Here is a 16,822-nt window from a genome sequence, read left to right as displayed (position 1 = left end):
CCCACGGCCTGCCGTGCCCGCCGTGCGGTGCCGCGGCCTGCGGCGCCCGCCCGCCGGAGCCGCGCCGTGACATGCGGAGACGTGCCATGCGGAGCCGGGTCATGACGTGAGTGCGGTGCGGTGCCGTGTGGAGCCGGGCCGTGCGGAGCCGTGGCGGGCCGTGCGGTGGCGATGCGGTGTCATGCCATTTCGCGGGGAGGGTCAGCGGAGCGGCGTGACGCTGACGTCCCGCGCGCTCAGCTCCGCCCCGCACTCCTCGCACGCCACGTGCACCCCGACGTCGCCGCCGCACGAGCGGTGGTGGAGGTCGAACGACCGCCCCTCGGCCGGCGCCATCCAGCGGTCGCCCCACTTCCGCAGCGCCATCAGCACGGGGTAGAGGTCGAGCCCCTTCTCGGTCAGCCGGTACTCGTACCGCGTCCGCACGTCCTTGTACGCCTCGCGGCGCAGGATTCCCTCCTCGACGAGCGTGCCGAGGCGCTCGGTCAGCACGCTGCGCGAGATGTCCATCGAGGACTGGAAGTCCTCGAACCGCCGCGTGCCCAGGAACGCCTGCCGCAGCAGCAGCAACGTCCACCGCTCGCCCAGCAGGGCGGCGGGCAGCGACACCGTGCACAACTCGTCGGCAACCTTCACTGGGGCCATGCCCACCGACAATACCCCTTGCGTTCGAAAAACGAATCCAGGTAGGGTTCGGAATCCGAACCCAAGGGGCGTCCGTCATGAGAGTCCGCGAAATGCATTCCGCCGAGGCGGGCGACGCCGTCGACGCCGTCTTCCACGGCCTGTCCCCGCGCAGCCGCTACCTGCGCTTCCACGCGCCCGTGCCCCGCCTCACCGCGTCCATGCGCCGCCGCCTCACCGACCTCGACGGCCACCGCAAGGCCGCCGTCGTCGCCGAGTGCCGCCGCCAACCCATCGGCATCGCCCGACTCATCGCCACCGGCGACGACGCCGCCGAGATCGCCCTCGCCGTCGTCGACCCCTGGCAGCGCCGAGGCGTCGGCACGAAGCTCATCGCCGCGCTCAGCCGCCTCGCCACCGACCTGCGCTACGCCGAGCTGCACGGCGACGTCCTCGGCGAGAACCAGCCCATGCTGCACCTCGTCCGCCGCGCCTTCCCCGGCGCGCGCCTCACCAGGGCCGAGGACGACATCGTCCGGGTGACGTACCCGCTCACGTTCGAGTTGACCCACGAGGACCTGGTGGCGGGCCTCCGGTGGTGAGCACAATGGCCCGTATGCGACGGGTCTTCGGGTTGGCGCTCATCCTGGTCCTGCTGTCACCGCCGGCGATGGCGGCCACCCCGCCGGGCGACCAACCCCTGCCCGGCTACACGATCAACAACCCGCCGCTCCCGCCCGCGCAGGTCGGCGGCCAACCGTCACGGGTGCTGCAAGGCGTCCACGAGCACGCCGCCTACACCATCGAGGTCCCGCCGAACTGGAACGGCCGCCTCGCCATGTGGGCCCACGGCTACCGCGGCGCGAGCACCGTCCTCACCGTCGACCCGCCCGGCTACGGCCTCCGCCAGAAACTCCTCGACCAGGGCTTCGCCTGGGCCGCCTCCAGCTACTACGCCAACACCTACGACGTCGAAGCCGGCGTCCGCGGCACCCACGCCCTCGCCCGGCACTTCCACAAGCTCGTCGGCAAGCCCAAGGACACGTTCATCGCGGGCGTCTCCATGGGCGGCCACGTCATCGGGCGCTCGCTGGAGCAGTTCCCCGGCTTCTACCAGGGCGCCCTGCCGCTGTGCGGCGTGCTCGGCGACCACGAGCTGTTCGACTTCTTCCTCGACTACAACCTCACCGCGCAGGCCATCAGCGGCATCCGCGCCTGGCCCGCCCCCGCCGACTACCTCAGCGCCGTCGTCCCGCGCATCCAGGCGGAACTCGGCCTCACCGGCACGCCCAACGAGCGCGGCGCGCAGTTCGCCGCCGTCGTCACCCACCGCAGCGGCGGCCCTCGTCCCGGCGCGGCGCAGGCGTTCGCGTTCTGGAAGGACTTCCTGTTCGGCGTCGCGGCCGACGCGTCGGGCGACGACCTCTCGGCCAACCCCGGTCAGCTCGCCACCAACGCCGTGACCCGGTACGAGCCGAACGCGCCGGTCGACGTGAACCGCGAGGTCCAGCGCGTCCTGCCGGAGAACCTCAAGGCGAGGCTCACGCCGAGGCTCACCGAGGTGCCGGCCATCGCCGGCCGCCCCACCGCTCCGGTGCTCTCGCTGCACGACCTCGGCGACCTGTTCGTGCCGTTCTCCATGGAGCAGATCTACAAGCGGGACGTCCAGCGCAACGGCCGCGGCCACCTGCTGGCGCAGCGCGCTATCCGTGCCGTCAACCACTGCGAGTTCAGCCCGAACGAGGTCGGGCGGGCGTGGGACGACCTGGTGACGTGGGCCGACACCGGCCGCCGGCCCGCCGCCGACGTCGTGGACGACCCCGCCGTCGTGGCCGCGCCGAACTACGGGTGCCAGTTCACCGACCCCACCGCCTACACGGCGCCCAACACGACCCGCCGCCTCTTCCCGGCCTGCTGACGCCCAGGTCGCGCGGCGCGACCTGAACGCTTGACGTGACCTGGACCCTCCCGGCTAACGTGGCGTCGTCGTTGCGGAAAGCGCTTACCATCGCTTCTCGGGGGTAGCAGGAATGGCACGCAGGCGGTACGCGGTCGTCGGGACCGGGGCGAGGGCCGAGCAGCACGTCGACGCGATCGTCCAGCACACCGAGCACGGCGAGCTGGTCGCGTTCTGCGACGTGAACCCCTCCCGCATGGCCGCCCACAACGACCGCCTGCGAGCCCGCCACCACCGCCCCGTGCCGACCTACGCCGCCGAGGACTTCCTCCGCATGATCGAGGCCGAGCGGGTGGATGTCGTGGTCGTCACCACCGTCGACCGGCACCACGTCACGTACATCGTGGAGGCGCTGGACGCCGGGTGCGACGTCGTCACCGAGAAGCCGATGACGGTCGACGCGCCGAGCGTCGGCAAGGTCTTCGACGCGGTGGAGCGCAACGACGGGCAGGTGACCGTCGCGTTCAACTACCGGTACAACCCGGTGCACGAGAAGGTCCGCGAGCTGCTGATGGGCGGCGCCGTCGGCGAGATCGGTTCAGTGCACTTCGAGTGGCTGCTGGACGTGCGCCACGGCGCCGACTACTTCCGCCGTTGGCACCGGGACAAGGCGAACTCCGGCGGCCTGCTGGTGCACAAGTCGACGCACCACTTCGACCTGCTCAACTGGTGGGTCGACTCCGCGCCGGAGGTCGTGTACGCGCAGGGCAGGCTCTTCTTCTACGGGGAGGAGAACGGCAAGCGCCACGGCCACCACCGGCCGTACGAGCGCGTCCACGGCTCGCCGGACGCCCTGACCGACCCGTTCGCCTTGCACATCGACCGCGACCCCTGGCTCCGCCGCCTCTACCTCGACGCCGAGCACCACGACGGCTACCACCGCGACCAGAACCCGTTCGCGCCCGGCGTGTCCATTGAGGACGACCTGTCGGTGCTGGTCCGCTACGCGAACGGCGCCAACCTGACCTACCACCTCACCGCCTATTCACCCTGGGAGGGCTACCGGCTGATGGTCAACGGCAGCCGGGGCAGGCTCGAACTCGAGGTCGTCGAGAACACCTGGGTCAGCGGCCAGCAACCCGCGGTCCACGGCAAAGCGCCCAACCCGGAAGCCTCCTCGACCCGCCTGACCGTCCAGCCCCTGTTCGGCCGAGCCGAGGAGATCCCCCTCCCGCCGGGAGGCGCAGGCCACGGCGGCGCCGACGCCCGGATGACCGGCGTCCTCTACGGCCCACCGCCCCCACCCGACCCGCTCGGCCGCCAGGCCACCCACCGAGACGGCGCCCTCTCGCTGCTCACCGGCTTCGCCGCCAACCGCAGCCTCGAATCAGCCACCCCAGTCCGCGTGGTGGACCTGCTAGACCTCCGCTAACCCCCAACCCCCCACGGACGCGCTCGCCCCCACTGGGCGCGCTCGCCACCGCCGCCCGCTCGCCCCCGACTGGGCGCGCTTGACTCCCCGACTGGGCGCGCCGGACCGCCGGCTTGGATCTTCCCGTCGCTGAGCAGGGCTTTCCGTCGTTGGGTTCGGCCTGCCAGCCCTCCCCGTGCTCGCCAGCCACCGTGCTCCCCAGCGCCGTCCGCTCGCGCTCGTCGCGCTCGTGGCGCGCTCGTCGCTCGCATCGGCCCTCGGGCCAGGGCCGCCTCGGGTTCGCCTCCCAGCCTGGGCCGCCCCGCCGCCGCCTCCTTCTCTCCCGGCAACGTTTCACACAGCTGAAACGGTGCCACCGGCCGCGCGGTTCGCACGTTTGGGTGATCATGGAGCTTGCTCCGAAAGACTTGCGGTGCGGCGGTAGCCTGACTCGGTGCCGCTCTTGGGACCAGCCGACGAGTTGCCGCATCCGCCGCGCCGGGTGCTCGTGGCCGGCACGTCGGGCTCGGGGAAGTCGACCATGGCGAGCCTCGTCGCGCGCACCCTCGGCCTGTCCTATGTGGAGATGGACTCGCTCTTCCACGGTCCACAGTGGACGCCCCGGCCGGAGTTCGAGGACGACGTCCGGCGGTTCGTGAAACGTCACGCGTGGGCGACGGAGTGGCAGTACCGGGCGGCGCGTCCGGTGTTGTTGGCGCACGCCGACACGTTGGTCTGGTTGGACCACCCCCGGCACGTCGTGATGCGGCGGGTGGCGGTGCGGACGGCGGTGCGCCGGTTCCGCCGCCAAGAGCTGTGGAACGGCAACGTGGAACCGCCCCTGCGCACGGTCTTCACCGATCCGGAGCACCTGCTGCGGTGGGCGTGGAAGTCGCACAACCGCACCGCGGAGCGGGTCCGCGCCGTCCTCCGGGGCGAGCACGGCGACCGGCTCGCGGTGGTGCGGTTGCGCGGGCAGCGCGAGGTCGACCAATGGCGGTCAGGCCCGTTGCGACGGGCCGCCGAACGCGGCGAGGAGTCGGTGCGATGAGTGAGCGGACGGCGCTGGTGCTCGGTGGCACCGGCATGTTGAAGGGCTGCGCGGAGGAGCTGGTGGCCCAGGGCTGGCAGGTGGTGCTCCCCAGCCGCCGGCCCGACCCGGCGTTGGGACGCGCGGCGAAGGCGGCGCTGCGCGGCGGCGGCCACGTCCCGCAGGTCAGCCGGACGGACGCGGACGGGCGAAGAGACGGCTCGCGGGTGGCGGTGGTCGCCGACTGGACCCGGCCGCAGGAGCTGGCGGAACGGGTCGAGGCGGTGATGGAACGCCCCGCGGACCTGCTGGTGGCGTGGGTGCACGCGAGCTACCGGGACGCCGTGCTGAAGGCCGTCGCACCCCTCCTCGCCCCGCACGCCCCGGTCGTCGAGGTGCACGACAGCGGCGCGATCCACCCGGTGCGCGGCGTGCCCGACCCGGCGTTGGACGGCCACCCGACCCAGCAGGTGGTGCTGGGGTTCGTGCGGCACGGCGGCAGCACCCGCTGGCTCAGCCACGAGGAGACGTCGGTCGGCGTGCTCGAAGCGGTCCACCGCGCGCTCGACGGCCGGCCGCCCTCGATCCACCAGGTCGGCGAGGTCGACACCTGGGTGATGCGCCACTAGCCGTGACGGCGCCGGCCGAAACGGCACCAGCAGTACCGCGGGCCCGGTGCGGAGGACGACCGGCAACCTCCGCACCGGGGTCGACCACCCTGCCGGTGAGGCCTAGCTCGGCCGCAGCCCCCGCACCAGCGACAACACCGACTCCCGCACGTCGGCGAGGCTGCGCTCGGGCTGGAACACCTGCCAGTCCAGCGCGATCACCAGCAGCGTGCCGAACAACGCGGCCGACGCCGTCCCCACCTGCACGCCCTCGGGCAGCCGACCCGTGTCGGCCAACCGCTGCATCTGCCCCCGCACGATGGACACGATGTCGTCGCGCAGCAGGCTCAACGTGCCGTGCCACTGGCCGGGGGTCCGCCACAGCTCGGACACGAGCAGCTGCCCGAACGCCGGGTACTCGGCGAAGAACCCGAGCATCCCGTCCACCAGCGACGCCATCGCCGACGCCGTGTCGTCCTCCTCCTCGGCCACCTTCAGCCGTGCCGCGAGCAGGTCGACGCCGTGCCGCAGCAGGGCGTCCACCAGCGCGTCCTTGCTGGCGAAGTTGTAGTAGACGGTGCCCTTCGCGACCCCGGCCTCGGCCGCGATCTCGTCCACGGTGACGCTCGCCGCGCCCCGCTCGCCGACGAGCCGCAGCGCGGCGTCGAACAGCTTCTGCTTGGTGGCCGCGGTGCGGCCGGGGCGGGTCACAGCACCAGTTCGGGCTTGAGGCGAGACGGGGTCCACACCCGCTGCTTGTACGCGGCGAGCGTCGCCAAGGCAAGGCCCGCGACGAGGTAGCCGACGAGGACCAGGGCGTCCAGGCCGACGCCGCCCAGCGATCCGCCGTACATGAGGTGCCGCAGCCCGTCCACGGCGTAGCTCATGGGCAGCCCGTGGTGCAGCGGGTACAGCGGCACGGGGATGGTCTGCCACGGGAACGTGCCGCCCGCGCTGACGAGCTGGAGGATCAGCAGCACCAGCCCGATGAACTTGCCGACCGCGCCGAACAGGGCGTTCAGCGCGTGCAGCACCGCCACGAACGTCGCCGACACCAGCAGCAGGAACGCCAGCGCCCCCACGGGGTGCGAGGGTCGGATGTCCACGACCAGCGTGACCACCGCGAACATCACCACGACCTGTGCCGCCCCCAGGAGCGCACCGGGCAGCCACCCGCCCAACGCCACCCGCAGCGGCGACTGCCCGCCCGCGAGACCACGTCGGGACAGTGGCCTGAGCAGCAGGAACAGCACGAACGCGCCGATCCACGTCGCGAGCCCGAGGAAGAACGGGGCCAGGCCCGCGCCGTAGCTGCCCGCGGACGTCTGGCTCACGCCGCGCACGGTCACCGGGTCGCCGATCGTCCGCGCGGTCGACTCGCGGGTCGGGTCGTCGGGGTTCGGGATCTCCGCGACGCCCGCCGCCAGCCCGTCGCGGAGCCGGGCGGAGCCGTCCACGAGCTGCTCCGACCCGTCACGCAGCCGCGCCGCGCCGTCCCGGGCCTGCCCGGCTCCCGACGCGACCTGCGCCGCGCCGTCGTTCAACCGGGTGATCGCGCTGGTCAGCTCGGGTGTGCTCGCGGCGAGCGCGGCCGCGCCGTCGGACACCTGCCGCGCGCCGTCCGCCAACGTCCGCAGCTGCCCGGCGGTGCCCTGGACCTTGGCGTTGGCGTCGTCCACGGGCTTGCGGGCCTCGCCCAACGCGCCGAGCACGCGGCGCACTTCTTCTTCGGAGAACCCGAGCGCACGCAGGCGCGCGGCCACGTCCCCGTTCACGGTGTCGAGCCGGGTGACGACGTCCTGCGCCTTGGCGGCGTAGTCCTCGGCGGTCCTGGCGACGGTCTCGTTGCCGTCGGCCACCTGCCGCGCGCCGTCCGCGAGCTGCTGCGACCGCCGCGGCAGGTCGGCCGTCGAGTCGCGCAACGCGGTGAGCCCGGTCGACACCCGGGACGCGCCGTCGGCCAGCGGCACGGTCCCGTCCGCGAGCTGCCGGGCCCCGTCGTGGGCGTCCTGCTGGCCGGTGGCGAGCTTCGTCGCGCCGTCGGCGGCCTCGGCGGTCTTCTGCCGGATCGTCGAGAAGCCGAGCAGCAGCTTGTCCGCGGCCTCCGCGCCGACCCGCGCGGACACCGACCGCCGCACCTCGGCGACGACCTGGTTGGCGATGGTCGAGCCGAGGTAGTTGTTGGCGTCGTTGGTGGTCAGCACGATCACGCCCGGCCGCGGCGTGAAGTCGCCCGGCGACAGGAGCGCCTGGGAGAAGTCCCCGGGCAGGGTCAGCGCGAACGTGTACGTCCCGTCGCGCACGCCCTCCTCGGCCTCGGCGGCGTTCACGCGGCGCCAGTCGAACCGGTCGCCGGCCACGAGCTCCTCGGCGACGTCGCGGCCCGCGTCCAGGCGCGTGCCGTCGCTCGCGGTCGCGCCCTCGTCCTCCACGACGAGCGCGGCGGGCACCTGGTCGAGGTGCGCGTGCGGGTCGTCGTTCGCGTACAGGTACAGCGCCGCGTACAGCAGCGGGACCAGCGTCAAAGCCACCACGGCCAGCTTCGGCAGCGTGCCGGAGGTGACCCGGCGCAGCTCGTTGAGCGCCATCCGGACGGCGGTCACTCGGACTCCTCGGGGACGTTGTCGGCGCCGATCCGCGCGGCGGGGACGGTCCCCAGGGCGGCGGCGGTGGTCGTGGTGCAGAGGGCGACGACGGACCGGTCGGGCGTGACGTGCCGGCGCGCCAGCTCCCACCAGCCCGCGGGGTCGCCGTGGTAGCGGTCGGGGCTGTCCAGCACGAGCGCCCGCGCGCCGGGGCGGCCGGCGGCCAGGTCCAGCATCAACGCGCACCGGGTGGCGGCCGGGACCTGCTCGAACCGGTGGTCGAGGTACGCGTCGGCGTCCCGCTCGGTCAGCCAGTCGGCGACGGCCTTGCGCCCGCTGCGGGCGCCGTTCATGGCCAGTTCCTCGCCGACCACGCCGGCCAGCGACAGCGCCGCCTCGGGCTCGCTGACGTCGGGGGAGTCCACCAGCACGACGTGCTCGCGCAGCTCGGCGGCGGACGGGGCGACCTCGCCGGTCGTCGGGCGCATCCGACCGGACAGCACGAGTCCGAGGGCGGTGTGGCCCGCGCCGGGCGGACCGGCGACCAACACCAGCTCGCCCGGCTTGACCAGCAGGGACGTCGGCTTCAGCACCGGGCCGTGCGGGCCGGTGACGCCGACGCGGCGAGCGTGGATCTCCACCGCGAACCTCCTACTTGAACTGACCGGTCAGTACAAATAGTGGCGCGCGAAGAGGGCGGCCCACAACTCGGGGCGGTGTGATTCGCGACCCGGCGGGGTGGCCGGGGTGGGCTCAGCGGAGCGCCCCGGCGGGGCGGACCTCCCACATCGTCCACAGCGGGCGGTAACCCTGGCGCGGCCAGAACACCGACGACAGCGGGTTCGGCGGGTTGTAGTAGAGGTAGGTGCCGACCGTGCCGAGGCGCTGCAACTCGCGGTGCGCGTGGGCCATGAGCTGCCGGCCCAGTCCGACGCCCCGCGCGCCCGGCAGCACCGACACGCAGTTCACGTAACCCCAGCGGCCGTGGGGGAGCCTGGTCGACGTGGCGTTGCCCGGCTCCGACGTCACCACCGCGCACTCCGCCAGCGCCACCGCGATGCCGTCCCGCTCGGCCAGCCACGCCGGACCGCCCGCCGCCAGCCGCTCGGCCAACGTCCGCCGCTTCAGCTCCACCGCGTCCGGCCGGTGCACCGTCGAACCCACCATGGACGAGTAGCGCAGCTCGGCCAGCGCCAGCGTCAGCACCGTCTCCAGGTCCGCGGGCGTGGCCCGGCGGATGACCGCGCCGCCCGTGACCTGCGGCGCGGGCGCCTGCCGGACGGCGATCACCGTCAACGGCACCAGCCCGTGGTCCAGCAGCGCCCTGGTCGCCTCCGCGTCCCGGCTCGGCCAGGTCAGCACGCACGCCGAGTCGCGCTCGGCCGGTCCCAGCAGGTCCAGCCGCTTGCGCCACGCGCGCAGCAGCGCGTCCATGCCCGCCGCGCACGCCGCGCCCAGCAGCGGCGTCAGCTCCCACACCTCGGTGGCCGACCACAGCCGCGCGGGGGACCGCCGGTCGTGCACCTGGCGGCTCAGCACGCCGGCGACCCGCGTGCCGTCCGGCAGCGCGGCGGTGATGACGTCGCCCTCCGGCGGCGCGGCCACCGACGGCAGCAACGGGTCGACGCTCGCGAAGCGCGCGCTCTGCGCCTCCATCAGCCCTTGACCGACGGTCATGACAGGCAGGCTACGGCTTGCGCGTGCGGAAGATCGCGGTGCCCGGGAACAGCCGGCCGCGCAGCGGGCTCCACTGGCCCCACGTGCGGGTGTGCCCGGCGGGCCACTCCGGCTCCACCACGTCGACCAGCTCCAGGCCCGCGCCGACGAGCGCCCGCACGTAGTCCCCGGTGGTCCGGTGGTGCTCCACGTACGTGGCCCGACCCGAGTCGTCCACCTCGACGTACGGCGTGCGGTCGAAGTACGACTGGGTGACGGTCAGCCCGCCCGGCCCGGGGTCGTCCGGGAAAATCCACCGGATCGGGTGAGTCACCGAGAACACCCACGGCGCGCCCGGTCGCAGCACCCGCGCGACCTCGCGGAACACCTCGCCCACGTCCGCCACGAACGGCACCGCTCCGAACGCCGAGCAGGCCGCGTCGAAGCTGCCCGCCGCGAACGGCAGCTGGTCCGCGCTGGCCTGCACCAGCGGCACGGCCACGCCGGTCGCCTCGTTCGCCGCCACCGCGTGCCGCAGCATCCCCGCCGAGATGTCGAACGCCACCGCGCGGGCGCCCCGCGACGTCAGCCACCGCGCGCACGGCGCGGAGCCGCAGCCGACCTCCAGCACCCGGCGTCCGCGCAGGTCGCCGAGGTAGCCGACCTCCTCCTCGCGGACCCCCTCCGGGCACCAGAGGAAGTCGGCCGCGCCCAGGAAGTCGCCGTGCTCGGCGTGGTAGTCGTCGGCGTCGGCGTCCCACCACATCCGGTTGGCCGCCCGCGACTCGGCCGCGTCCACGCCCCGCTTGGCGATGCCGGTGGTGCCGAGCGCCTGTTCCGCGCTCGCGTGCTGGTCGGACACACTGCTCCATTCAAGGGACCGGTTTGCCCGGTCGTCGCCGAGCCGCGTACGATATCGCCCGCGTAGTGGGTTCGCGCTGTCCTGATCGGTGAACACCTGGTGAGTCGGTCTTCGCGGTGGTGGCGTGCCCTCCGCGTAGCGTTGAACCCGCAGGCCTAAACCCCAATCCGTACCGGAGCCACCTACCTAATGTCCACCGACACCACCACTGTCCCGGTTGCCGCTGCGCCGAAGCAGGTCGCTATCAACGATATCGGGACGGAGGAGGACTTCCTCGCCGCCATCGACAAGACCATCAAGTACTTCAACGATGGCGATATCGTCGAAGGCACCATCGTCAAGGTCGACCGGGACGAGGTCCTGCTCGACATCGGCTACAAGACCGAGGGCGTCATCCCCTCGCGCGAGTTGTCGATCAAGCACGACGTCGACCCCAACGAGGTTGTCAAGGTCGGTGACGAGGTCGAGGCTCTTGTTCTCCAGAAGGAGGACAAGGAAGGCCGGCTGATCCTCTCCAAGAAGCGCGCCCAGTACGAGCGCGCCTGGGGCACCATCGAGGCCCTCAAGGAGAAGGACGAGCCCGTCAAGGGCACCGTCATCGAGGTCGTCAAGGGCGGCCTGATCCTGGACATCGGTCTGCGCGGCTTCCTCCCCGCCTCGCTCGTCGAGATGCGCCGCGTCCGCGACCTCCAGCCGTACGTCGGCCGGGAGCTCGAGGCGAAGATCATCGAGCTGGACAAGAACCGCAACAACGTGGTCCTGTCCCGCCGCGCGTGGCTGGAGCAGACCCAGTCCGAGGTCCGCAGCGAGTTCCTCAACCAGCTGCAGAAGGGCCAGGTCCGCAAGGGCGTCGTGTCCTCCATCGTCAACTTCGGCGCCTTCGTGGACCTGGGTGGCGTGGACGGCCTCGTGCACGTCTCGGAGCTGTCCTGGAAGCACATCGACCACCCGTCCGAGGTCGTCGAGGTCGGCCAGGAGGTCACGGTCGAGGTCCTGGACGTCGACATGGAGCGCGAGCGCGTGTCGCTGTCGCTCAAGGCGACGCAGGAAGACCCGTGGCGCCAGTTCGCCCGCACCCACGCGATCGGCCAGATCGTGCCGGGCAAGGTCACCAAGCTGGTTCCGTTCGGCGCGTTCGTCCGGGTCGACGAGGGCATCGAGGGCCTGGTCCACATCTCCGAGCTGGCCGAGCGCCACGTCGAGATCCCGGAGCAGGTCGTGCAGGTCGGCGACGACGTCATGGTGAAGGTCATCGACATCGACCTCGACCGTCGCCGGATCTCGCTGTCGCTGAAGCAGGCCAACGAGGGCTTCACGGTCGACTCCGAGTTCGACCCGACCCAGTACGGCATGGCCGCCGAGTACGACGACCAGGGGAACTACATCTACCCCGAGGGCTTCGACCCGGAGACCCAGGAGTGGCAGGAAGGCTTCGACAAGCAGCGCGAGGAGTGGGAGCGTCAGTACGCCGAGGCCCACACGCGCTACGAGGCCCACATGAAGCAGGTCGCCAAGGCCGCCGCGGCCGAGGAAGAGGCCGCGGGGGAGACCAACTACTCCTCCGGTGGCGACGCCCCGGCTGCCGCCACGTCGTCCAGCACGGGCGCCCCGGCCCAGGCCGGCGGCACCCTGGCGAGCGACGAGCAGCTCGCCGCGCTGCGCGAGAAGCTGTCGGGCGGCGCCTGACAGGCACGACCGGCCGACGCACCTCGTCGGCTGACTGAGTGACCACGGTCGCCCCTCGCCCACTCCGGGCGGGGGGCGACCGTCGTTCCGGCCTCTCTCACGACGTTCGGCGGCGGCGCAGCGGGCCGAAGCGCCCGGCGGCCCACCCCGAAGCGTGGTCCGAACCACCGCCGAGCCCGCCGCCGCGATCACCACGGCGATCACCGCGTCGCGGACACCGCCACCGACCGCCGGAAACCGGCGCCGCACACCACCTCCCGCGGCATCCCCCGTGGCGGTTGATCGCCGTGCGGAGTGGTTGCCGTGCGCTAAGTTGAGAGCCCTATGGGCGTGCGTGCGGTGATGGCGGCGGTGGCGGTGGCGGTGGCCCTGGGCTCGACGGTCACGGCGTGCTCGACCGTGACACCGCCGGCCGTGCCGAACCCGCGGATCCCGACGATCGTGCCGCCCACGTCGTTCAGCCGCGTCCCCCAGATGGTGGACCGCCCGCTGCCGGACGACTGCGAGCTGGTCGTCCCCGTGGAGGTCCTGCACCAGCGCCTCGGCCGCGAGCTCCCCGGTGAGCTGAAGACGATCATCGGCATCCCCGAGCCGTCGCTCGGCCGCACCGGCAAGATCGACTGCTACTACGGCGTGGGCGAGCGCCAGCCCCTCGCCGCCGCGCCCGTCGTCGTCGGCCTCGCCTCCTACGTGGACGCGCCCACCGCGTCCGGCCGGGTCACCGAGAGCGTCACCGCCGAACGCGAGGACGGCGCCACCGTCACCCAGGTCGACGTGAGCAAGCACAAGGGCTCCCTGGTCACCACCAAGGACGAGCGGCTGCTCATGGGCTCCCTCGGCAAGACGACGTTCGTGGCCCGGGTCAAGGCCGGTGTCGTGCCGGACGACGCGGTGGGCGCGTTCCTCGCCGCCATCGCCCAGCAGTCCATGACCCCGGTCGAGGAAGCCTGAAGATCCTTCACGTGGCAGGCTGGACGCCATGTTGCGCGTGGGGCTCTCCGGGGGAATCGGGTCGGGCAAGTCGACGGTGGCACGCCGCCTGGCCGAACACGGCGCGGTCGTCATCGACGCCGACCGGCTGGCCCGCGAGGTGGTCGAACCGGGCACCGACGGGCTCCGCGAGGTCGTCGCGGCGTTCGGCGAGGACGTCCTCGACGCCCACGGCGCCCTCAACCGCGCGGCGCTCGCGGCGAAGGTGTTCGGCGACGAGCAGGCCCTCGCCACCCTCAACGGCATCACGCACCCGAGGATCGCCGCCCGCACGGCCGAGCTGATCGCCGCGGCGCCCGAGGACGCGATCGTCGTGCACGACGTCCCGCTCTTGGTCGAGAAGGAGATGGCGCCGCTCTACCACCTGGTGCTGATCGTCCACGCGGACGTGGACCAGCGGCTGGCGCGGCTGCGCGGCCGGGGCATGGCCGAGGACGACGCGCGCCGCCGCATCGCCGCCCAGGCCGACGACGACCGCCGGCGTGCCGTCGCGGACGTGTGGCTGGACAACTCCGGCACGCCCGACCTGGTGCTGGCGCGGGTGGACGCGCTGTGGGCGGACCGGCTGGTGCGGTACGAGGCGAACGTCCGCCTGCGCCGCCACGCGTCGGGTCCGCCGATCGTGGTGCCGTACGACGAGACGTGGCCGGTGCAGGCGGCACGGGTCGCGGCCCGCATCCGGCTCGCCGCGGGCGGGCGCCGGGTGGAGCACATCGGCTCGACGTCCGTGCCGGGGCTCGCGGCGAAGGACGTGCTGGACTTCCAGCTGGCCGTGACGTCGCTCGACGAGGCGGCGGAGCTGGAGGAGGCGCTGACCCAGGCCGGGTTCCCGGGCCTCGGCATCGGCGAGGACACCGTCAGGCACGGAGGCGACGACCAGTCGCGGTGGCTGAAGAGGCTGCACGCGGGCGCGGACCCCGGGCGGCGGGTCAACCTGCACGTCCGCGTGGAGGGCGGTCCGGGGTGGACGTGGGCGATGCGGTTCCGCGACTGGCTGCGCGCCGACGCACGGGCGCGGGACGAGTACGCGGCGGTCAAGCGGGAGCTGTCGGAGCGGCACAGAGGTGATGCGGACGGTTTCGCGTACGGCGACGCCAAGGAGCCGTGGATGGACGCGGCGACCGCGCGCATGGACGCGTTCTACAGGGACGGCCACACGTCGTAGATGCCCCGGTGGGTGAGCCACGTGCCGAGGTCGTGCCGGTGCAGGCTGACCTCCTCCAGCGTGCGGTGCACGGTCCGCAACGCCTGGTCGGCGTCGTCGGGGCCCAGCACGCGCCCGGCGACGGCGGCGGCGAACTCCTCCGAGCGCACGATCCGCGCCGTCGTGCCGCCCGGCACGGCGAGGCCCAGAAGGAGGTCGGTGGTGCGCCACCAGCGGCCGTCGCGCTGCACGCGGACTGCGCTGAGCACGCTCGGGCCGCTGCGCGCGTGGCGCGACCGGGGTCGGTGGTGGGTCAGCCGGAGCCCCAGGTCGGGCATCAACCAGGTGACCTCGGAGTCGGAGAACGGGTCGTCCGGGGTGGGGCATTCGAGCCGCAGGCCCCAGTGCTCCACCCGACAGGTGGAGAGGTGCCTCGACGTGCCGCTGGAGTAGCTCCGAACAGCGCTGACGGTGTCGACAACGTCGACCAGCTGAGGTGTGATGACCGCTCCCACGCGACCCGAGGGTAGCCGGAAGTGTGCTGCGGGTAACTACGCGGATCGATTCGTTACATCACGGTCTGCGTAGGGCCGGATCACTATCGGGTGACGGACTCGGATGGCGGTTGACCAGCGAGTGTGACCGTCTGTATTACCGCTGACGCCACGTGGTGATCGTTCCGCAGGCCGCCAGCCAGCGGACGACGTCGTGCCCGTGCGCCGCGATCCCGGCGACCGCGCGGTACGTCGTCTCCAACGCCCACTGTGCCCGGTCCGGCTGGATGAGGCCCTGGTCGAGTGCGGTCAGCAACTCGTCCGTGTCGAGCACGGTCACGCTGCGTCCCGTGCGGACGACCAGGTCCAGGTACAGGTCGACGGTCTTCCACACCGACCCGCTCGAACTGATCTCGACCACGTCGACGTACAGGTCGTAGTCGCGCTCGTGGCCCGGGTGCCACGACTGGCGGGTGACGCGCAGGCCGTGCGCGGGCAGCAGCCACGACTCGAAGTGCGACAGGCGCGGGTGCCCCGGCACCGGGCGCGACATGTACAGGCCGTGCCGCGTGAGTCGGTACTCCTCGACCCCGCGCAGGTGGCCCTTGGGATCGGTGTTGCTCTTCGCGTCGAGGTCGAAGTACTCGATCTTCGGCGGGTGGATGTGCATGCGGGTCCCGGCGGCACTCGACGTCACAGGCCCGACTTTAGGCATCGGCACCGGCCGAACACCCAGTTCTGTCACCCAAAAGTAGGATGATCGCTTAGTCTTCCCGCCATGTTCGGCATCATCCGCCCGTGCCGCAACCGCCTGGGCCCCGAGCTGCGCGAGTCGTGGCTGGCGCACCTGTGCGGGCTGTGCCTGGCGCTGCGCGACGACCACGGCCACCTCGCCCGCGTGGTCACCAACTACGACGGCCTGGTCATCTCCGCCCTGGTGGAGGCGCAGGCCGGTCGGTCGCGGCGGTCCGCGGGGCCGTGCGCCCTGCGCGGCATGCAGGCGGCGGACGTCGCCGTGCCCACGGGCGCGCGCCTGGCCGCGTCGGTGTCCCTGGTGCTGGCGTCGGCGAAGGTCGGCGACCACGTGTCCGACGGCGACGGCGTGTTCGCGCGGGCCCCGATGCGGGGCGTGGGCAGGCAGGTCGCGCGGCGGTGGGCGGCGCAGGCGTCGGAGACGGGCCTCGACCTGGGGTTCGACACGGCGGTCCTGGTGGACGCGGTGAAGCGCCAGTCCGACGTTGAGGCGGCGGCCGGGCTCGGCTCGTCCGTGCTCGCGGTGACCGAGCCGACCGAGACCGCGGCGGGCGAGGCCGTGGCGCAGACCGCCGTGCTGGCCGGGCGTCCGGGCAACGCCGCGCCGCTGCGCGAGGTCGGCCGCCTGTTCGGACGGCTGGCGCACCTGCTGGACGCCGTGGAGGACCTGGCGGACGACCGGGCGTCCGGCGCGTGGAACCCGCTGGTCGCGACCGGGACGACGGTGGACGAGGCCCGGCGGCTGTGCGACGACGCGGCGCTGGGCATCACGCTCGCGATGCGGGAAGTCGACTTCGCCGACGACCGGCTGGTGCACGTGCTGCTGGTGCACGAGGTGCAGGAGTCGATCCGGCGGGCGTTCGGCGACCCGCACACGCACACGCGGGCCGCGCGCGCTTCCGGAACGGACATCATCGAGGCGGACGACCTCGACTCACACATCCTCCACTCACACACCCCCGAGGCGCACACCCCGCAGCCGCCGCCCGGCTGGCAGCCCGCGCCCGGCATGTACCCGCCCCCGGCGCAGCACGGCCCGCACGGCGCGCAGCCTCCGTACCAGGGCCACGTGCCGCCTCCCG

17 protein-coding genes are annotated in these 16,822 nt (G+C 72.8%); 9 read left to right on the top strand and 8 right to left on the bottom strand.

The window, feature by feature from the left end; translation table 11 throughout:
• Nucleotides 1-201: 201 nt before the first annotated feature.
• Entirely contained in the window at nt 202-645 is a 444-nt protein-coding gene (locus ACFQ3T_RS24870) for a winged helix-turn-helix transcriptional regulator (RefSeq protein WP_380726414.1), read from the bottom strand.
• A gap of 92 nt (nt 646-737) precedes the next feature.
• Here ACFQ3T_RS24870 and ACFQ3T_RS24865 point away from each other — a divergent pair, with 92 nt between their 5' ends.
• The 5 genes from ACFQ3T_RS24865 (at nt 738) to ACFQ3T_RS24845 (ending at nt 5,591) form a co-directional block, all read left to right on the top strand.
• On the top strand, nt 738-1,226 hold the full coding sequence (locus ACFQ3T_RS24865) for a GNAT family N-acetyltransferase (protein ID WP_380726412.1): 489 nt from the start codon (nt 738-740) through the stop codon (nt 1,224-1,226).
• Between the two features lie 14 nt (nt 1,227-1,240).
• Nucleotides 1,241-2,542, top strand: coding sequence for an alpha/beta hydrolase (locus tag ACFQ3T_RS24860; protein ID WP_380726410.1), 1,302 nt, complete (start codon nt 1,241-1,243; stop codon nt 2,540-2,542).
• 112 nt (nt 2,543-2,654) lie between these two features.
• Nucleotides 2,655-3,953, top strand: coding sequence for a Gfo/Idh/MocA family protein (locus ACFQ3T_RS24855; RefSeq protein ID WP_380726408.1), 1,299 nt, complete (start codon nt 2,655-2,657; stop codon nt 3,951-3,953).
• 433 nt (nt 3,954-4,386) lie between these two features.
• On the top strand, nt 4,387-4,983 hold the full coding sequence (locus ACFQ3T_RS24850) for a P-loop NTPase family protein (RefSeq protein WP_380726406.1): 597 nt from the start codon (nt 4,387-4,389) through the stop codon (nt 4,981-4,983).
• Complete coding sequence (locus tag ACFQ3T_RS24845) at nt 4,980-5,591, top strand: Rossmann-fold NAD(P)-binding domain-containing protein (protein ID WP_380726404.1); 612 nt, start codon at nt 4,980-4,982, stop codon at nt 5,589-5,591. Before ACFQ3T_RS24850 ends, ACFQ3T_RS24845 begins: the two co-directional genes overlap by 4 nt.
• A 102-nt stretch (nt 5,592-5,693) precedes the next feature.
• Here ACFQ3T_RS24845 and ACFQ3T_RS24840 read toward each other — a convergent pair whose 3' ends face one another.
• The 5 genes from ACFQ3T_RS24840 to ACFQ3T_RS24820 form a co-directional block, all read right to left on the bottom strand.
• Nucleotides 5,694-6,281, bottom strand: a complete 588-nt coding sequence (locus ACFQ3T_RS24840) for a TetR/AcrR family transcriptional regulator (RefSeq protein WP_380726402.1) — start codon at nt 6,279-6,281, stop codon at nt 5,694-5,696.
• Nucleotides 6,278-8,173 (bottom strand): YhgE/Pip family protein, encoded by a 1,896-nt coding sequence (locus tag ACFQ3T_RS24835; protein WP_380726400.1) that lies wholly within the window; start codon nt 8,171-8,173, stop codon nt 6,278-6,280. Before ACFQ3T_RS24835 ends, ACFQ3T_RS24840 begins: the two co-directional genes overlap by 4 nt.
• The gene (locus ACFQ3T_RS24830) at nt 8,170-8,796 is read right to left on the bottom strand and encodes an ATP-binding cassette domain-containing protein (RefSeq protein ID WP_380726398.1); all 627 of its coding nucleotides are present in this window, start codon (nt 8,794-8,796) and stop codon (nt 8,170-8,172) included. The genes ACFQ3T_RS24835 and ACFQ3T_RS24830 overlap by 4 nt, the downstream gene beginning before the upstream one ends.
• A gap of 112 nt (nt 8,797-8,908) precedes the next feature.
• Nucleotides 8,909-9,832 carry a GNAT family N-acetyltransferase gene (locus ACFQ3T_RS24825; RefSeq protein ID WP_380726396.1) on the bottom strand — a complete coding sequence of 308 codons (924 nt, stop codon included), beginning with the start codon at nt 9,830-9,832 and terminating at the stop codon, nt 8,909-8,911.
• A gap of 10 nt (nt 9,833-9,842) precedes the next feature.
• A complete protein-coding gene (locus ACFQ3T_RS24820; protein WP_380726394.1) occupies nt 9,843-10,673 on the bottom strand; it encodes a class I SAM-dependent methyltransferase in 831 nt (276 codons plus the stop codon).
• A 189-nt stretch (nt 10,674-10,862) separates the two neighbouring features.
• Here ACFQ3T_RS24820 and rpsA point away from each other — a divergent pair, with 189 nt between their 5' ends.
• From rpsA to coaE, 3 genes are all read left to right on the top strand, one after another.
• A complete protein-coding gene (rpsA, locus tag ACFQ3T_RS24815) occupies nt 10,863-12,359 on the top strand; it encodes a 30S ribosomal protein S1 (RefSeq protein ID WP_360796786.1) in 1,497 nt (498 codons plus the stop codon).
• 324 nt (nt 12,360-12,683) lie between these two features.
• Nucleotides 12,684-13,310 carry a hypothetical protein gene (locus ACFQ3T_RS24810; protein ID WP_380726392.1) on the top strand — a complete coding sequence of 209 codons (627 nt, stop codon included), beginning with the start codon at nt 12,684-12,686 and terminating at the stop codon, nt 13,308-13,310.
• A 28-nt stretch (nt 13,311-13,338) separates the two neighbouring features.
• Nucleotides 13,339-14,514, top strand: a complete 1,176-nt coding sequence (gene coaE, locus ACFQ3T_RS24805) for a dephospho-CoA kinase (RefSeq protein WP_380726390.1) — start codon at nt 13,339-13,341, stop codon at nt 14,512-14,514.
• Here coaE and ACFQ3T_RS24800 read toward each other — a convergent pair.
• Together ACFQ3T_RS24800 and ACFQ3T_RS24795 are read right to left on the bottom strand one after the other, a co-directional pair.
• Nucleotides 14,490-15,008 (bottom strand): DUF402 domain-containing protein, encoded by a 519-nt coding sequence (locus ACFQ3T_RS24800; RefSeq protein WP_380726389.1) that lies wholly within the window; start codon nt 15,006-15,008, stop codon nt 14,490-14,492. The two genes, coaE and ACFQ3T_RS24800, sit on opposite strands and share 25 nt — an antisense overlap.
• A gap of 136 nt (nt 15,009-15,144) precedes the next feature.
• The gene (locus ACFQ3T_RS24795; RefSeq protein WP_380726416.1) at nt 15,145-15,657 is read right to left on the bottom strand and encodes a DUF402 domain-containing protein; all 513 of its coding nucleotides are present in this window, start codon (nt 15,655-15,657) and stop codon (nt 15,145-15,147) included.
• Between the two features lie 108 nt (nt 15,658-15,765).
• On the opposite strand from ACFQ3T_RS24795, the gene ACFQ3T_RS24790 reads away from it, so the two are divergent.
• On the top strand, nt 15,766-16,822 hold a 1,057-nt coding region (locus ACFQ3T_RS24790; RefSeq protein WP_380726387.1), incomplete at its 3' end, for a DUF5685 family protein.

Source organism: Saccharothrix hoggarensis, assembly GCF_042678885.1.
Lineage (GTDB): Bacteria > Actinomycetota > Actinomycetes > Mycobacteriales > Pseudonocardiaceae > Actinosynnema > Actinosynnema hoggarensis.
This window is presented reverse-complemented; position numbering and strand designations above follow the sequence as displayed.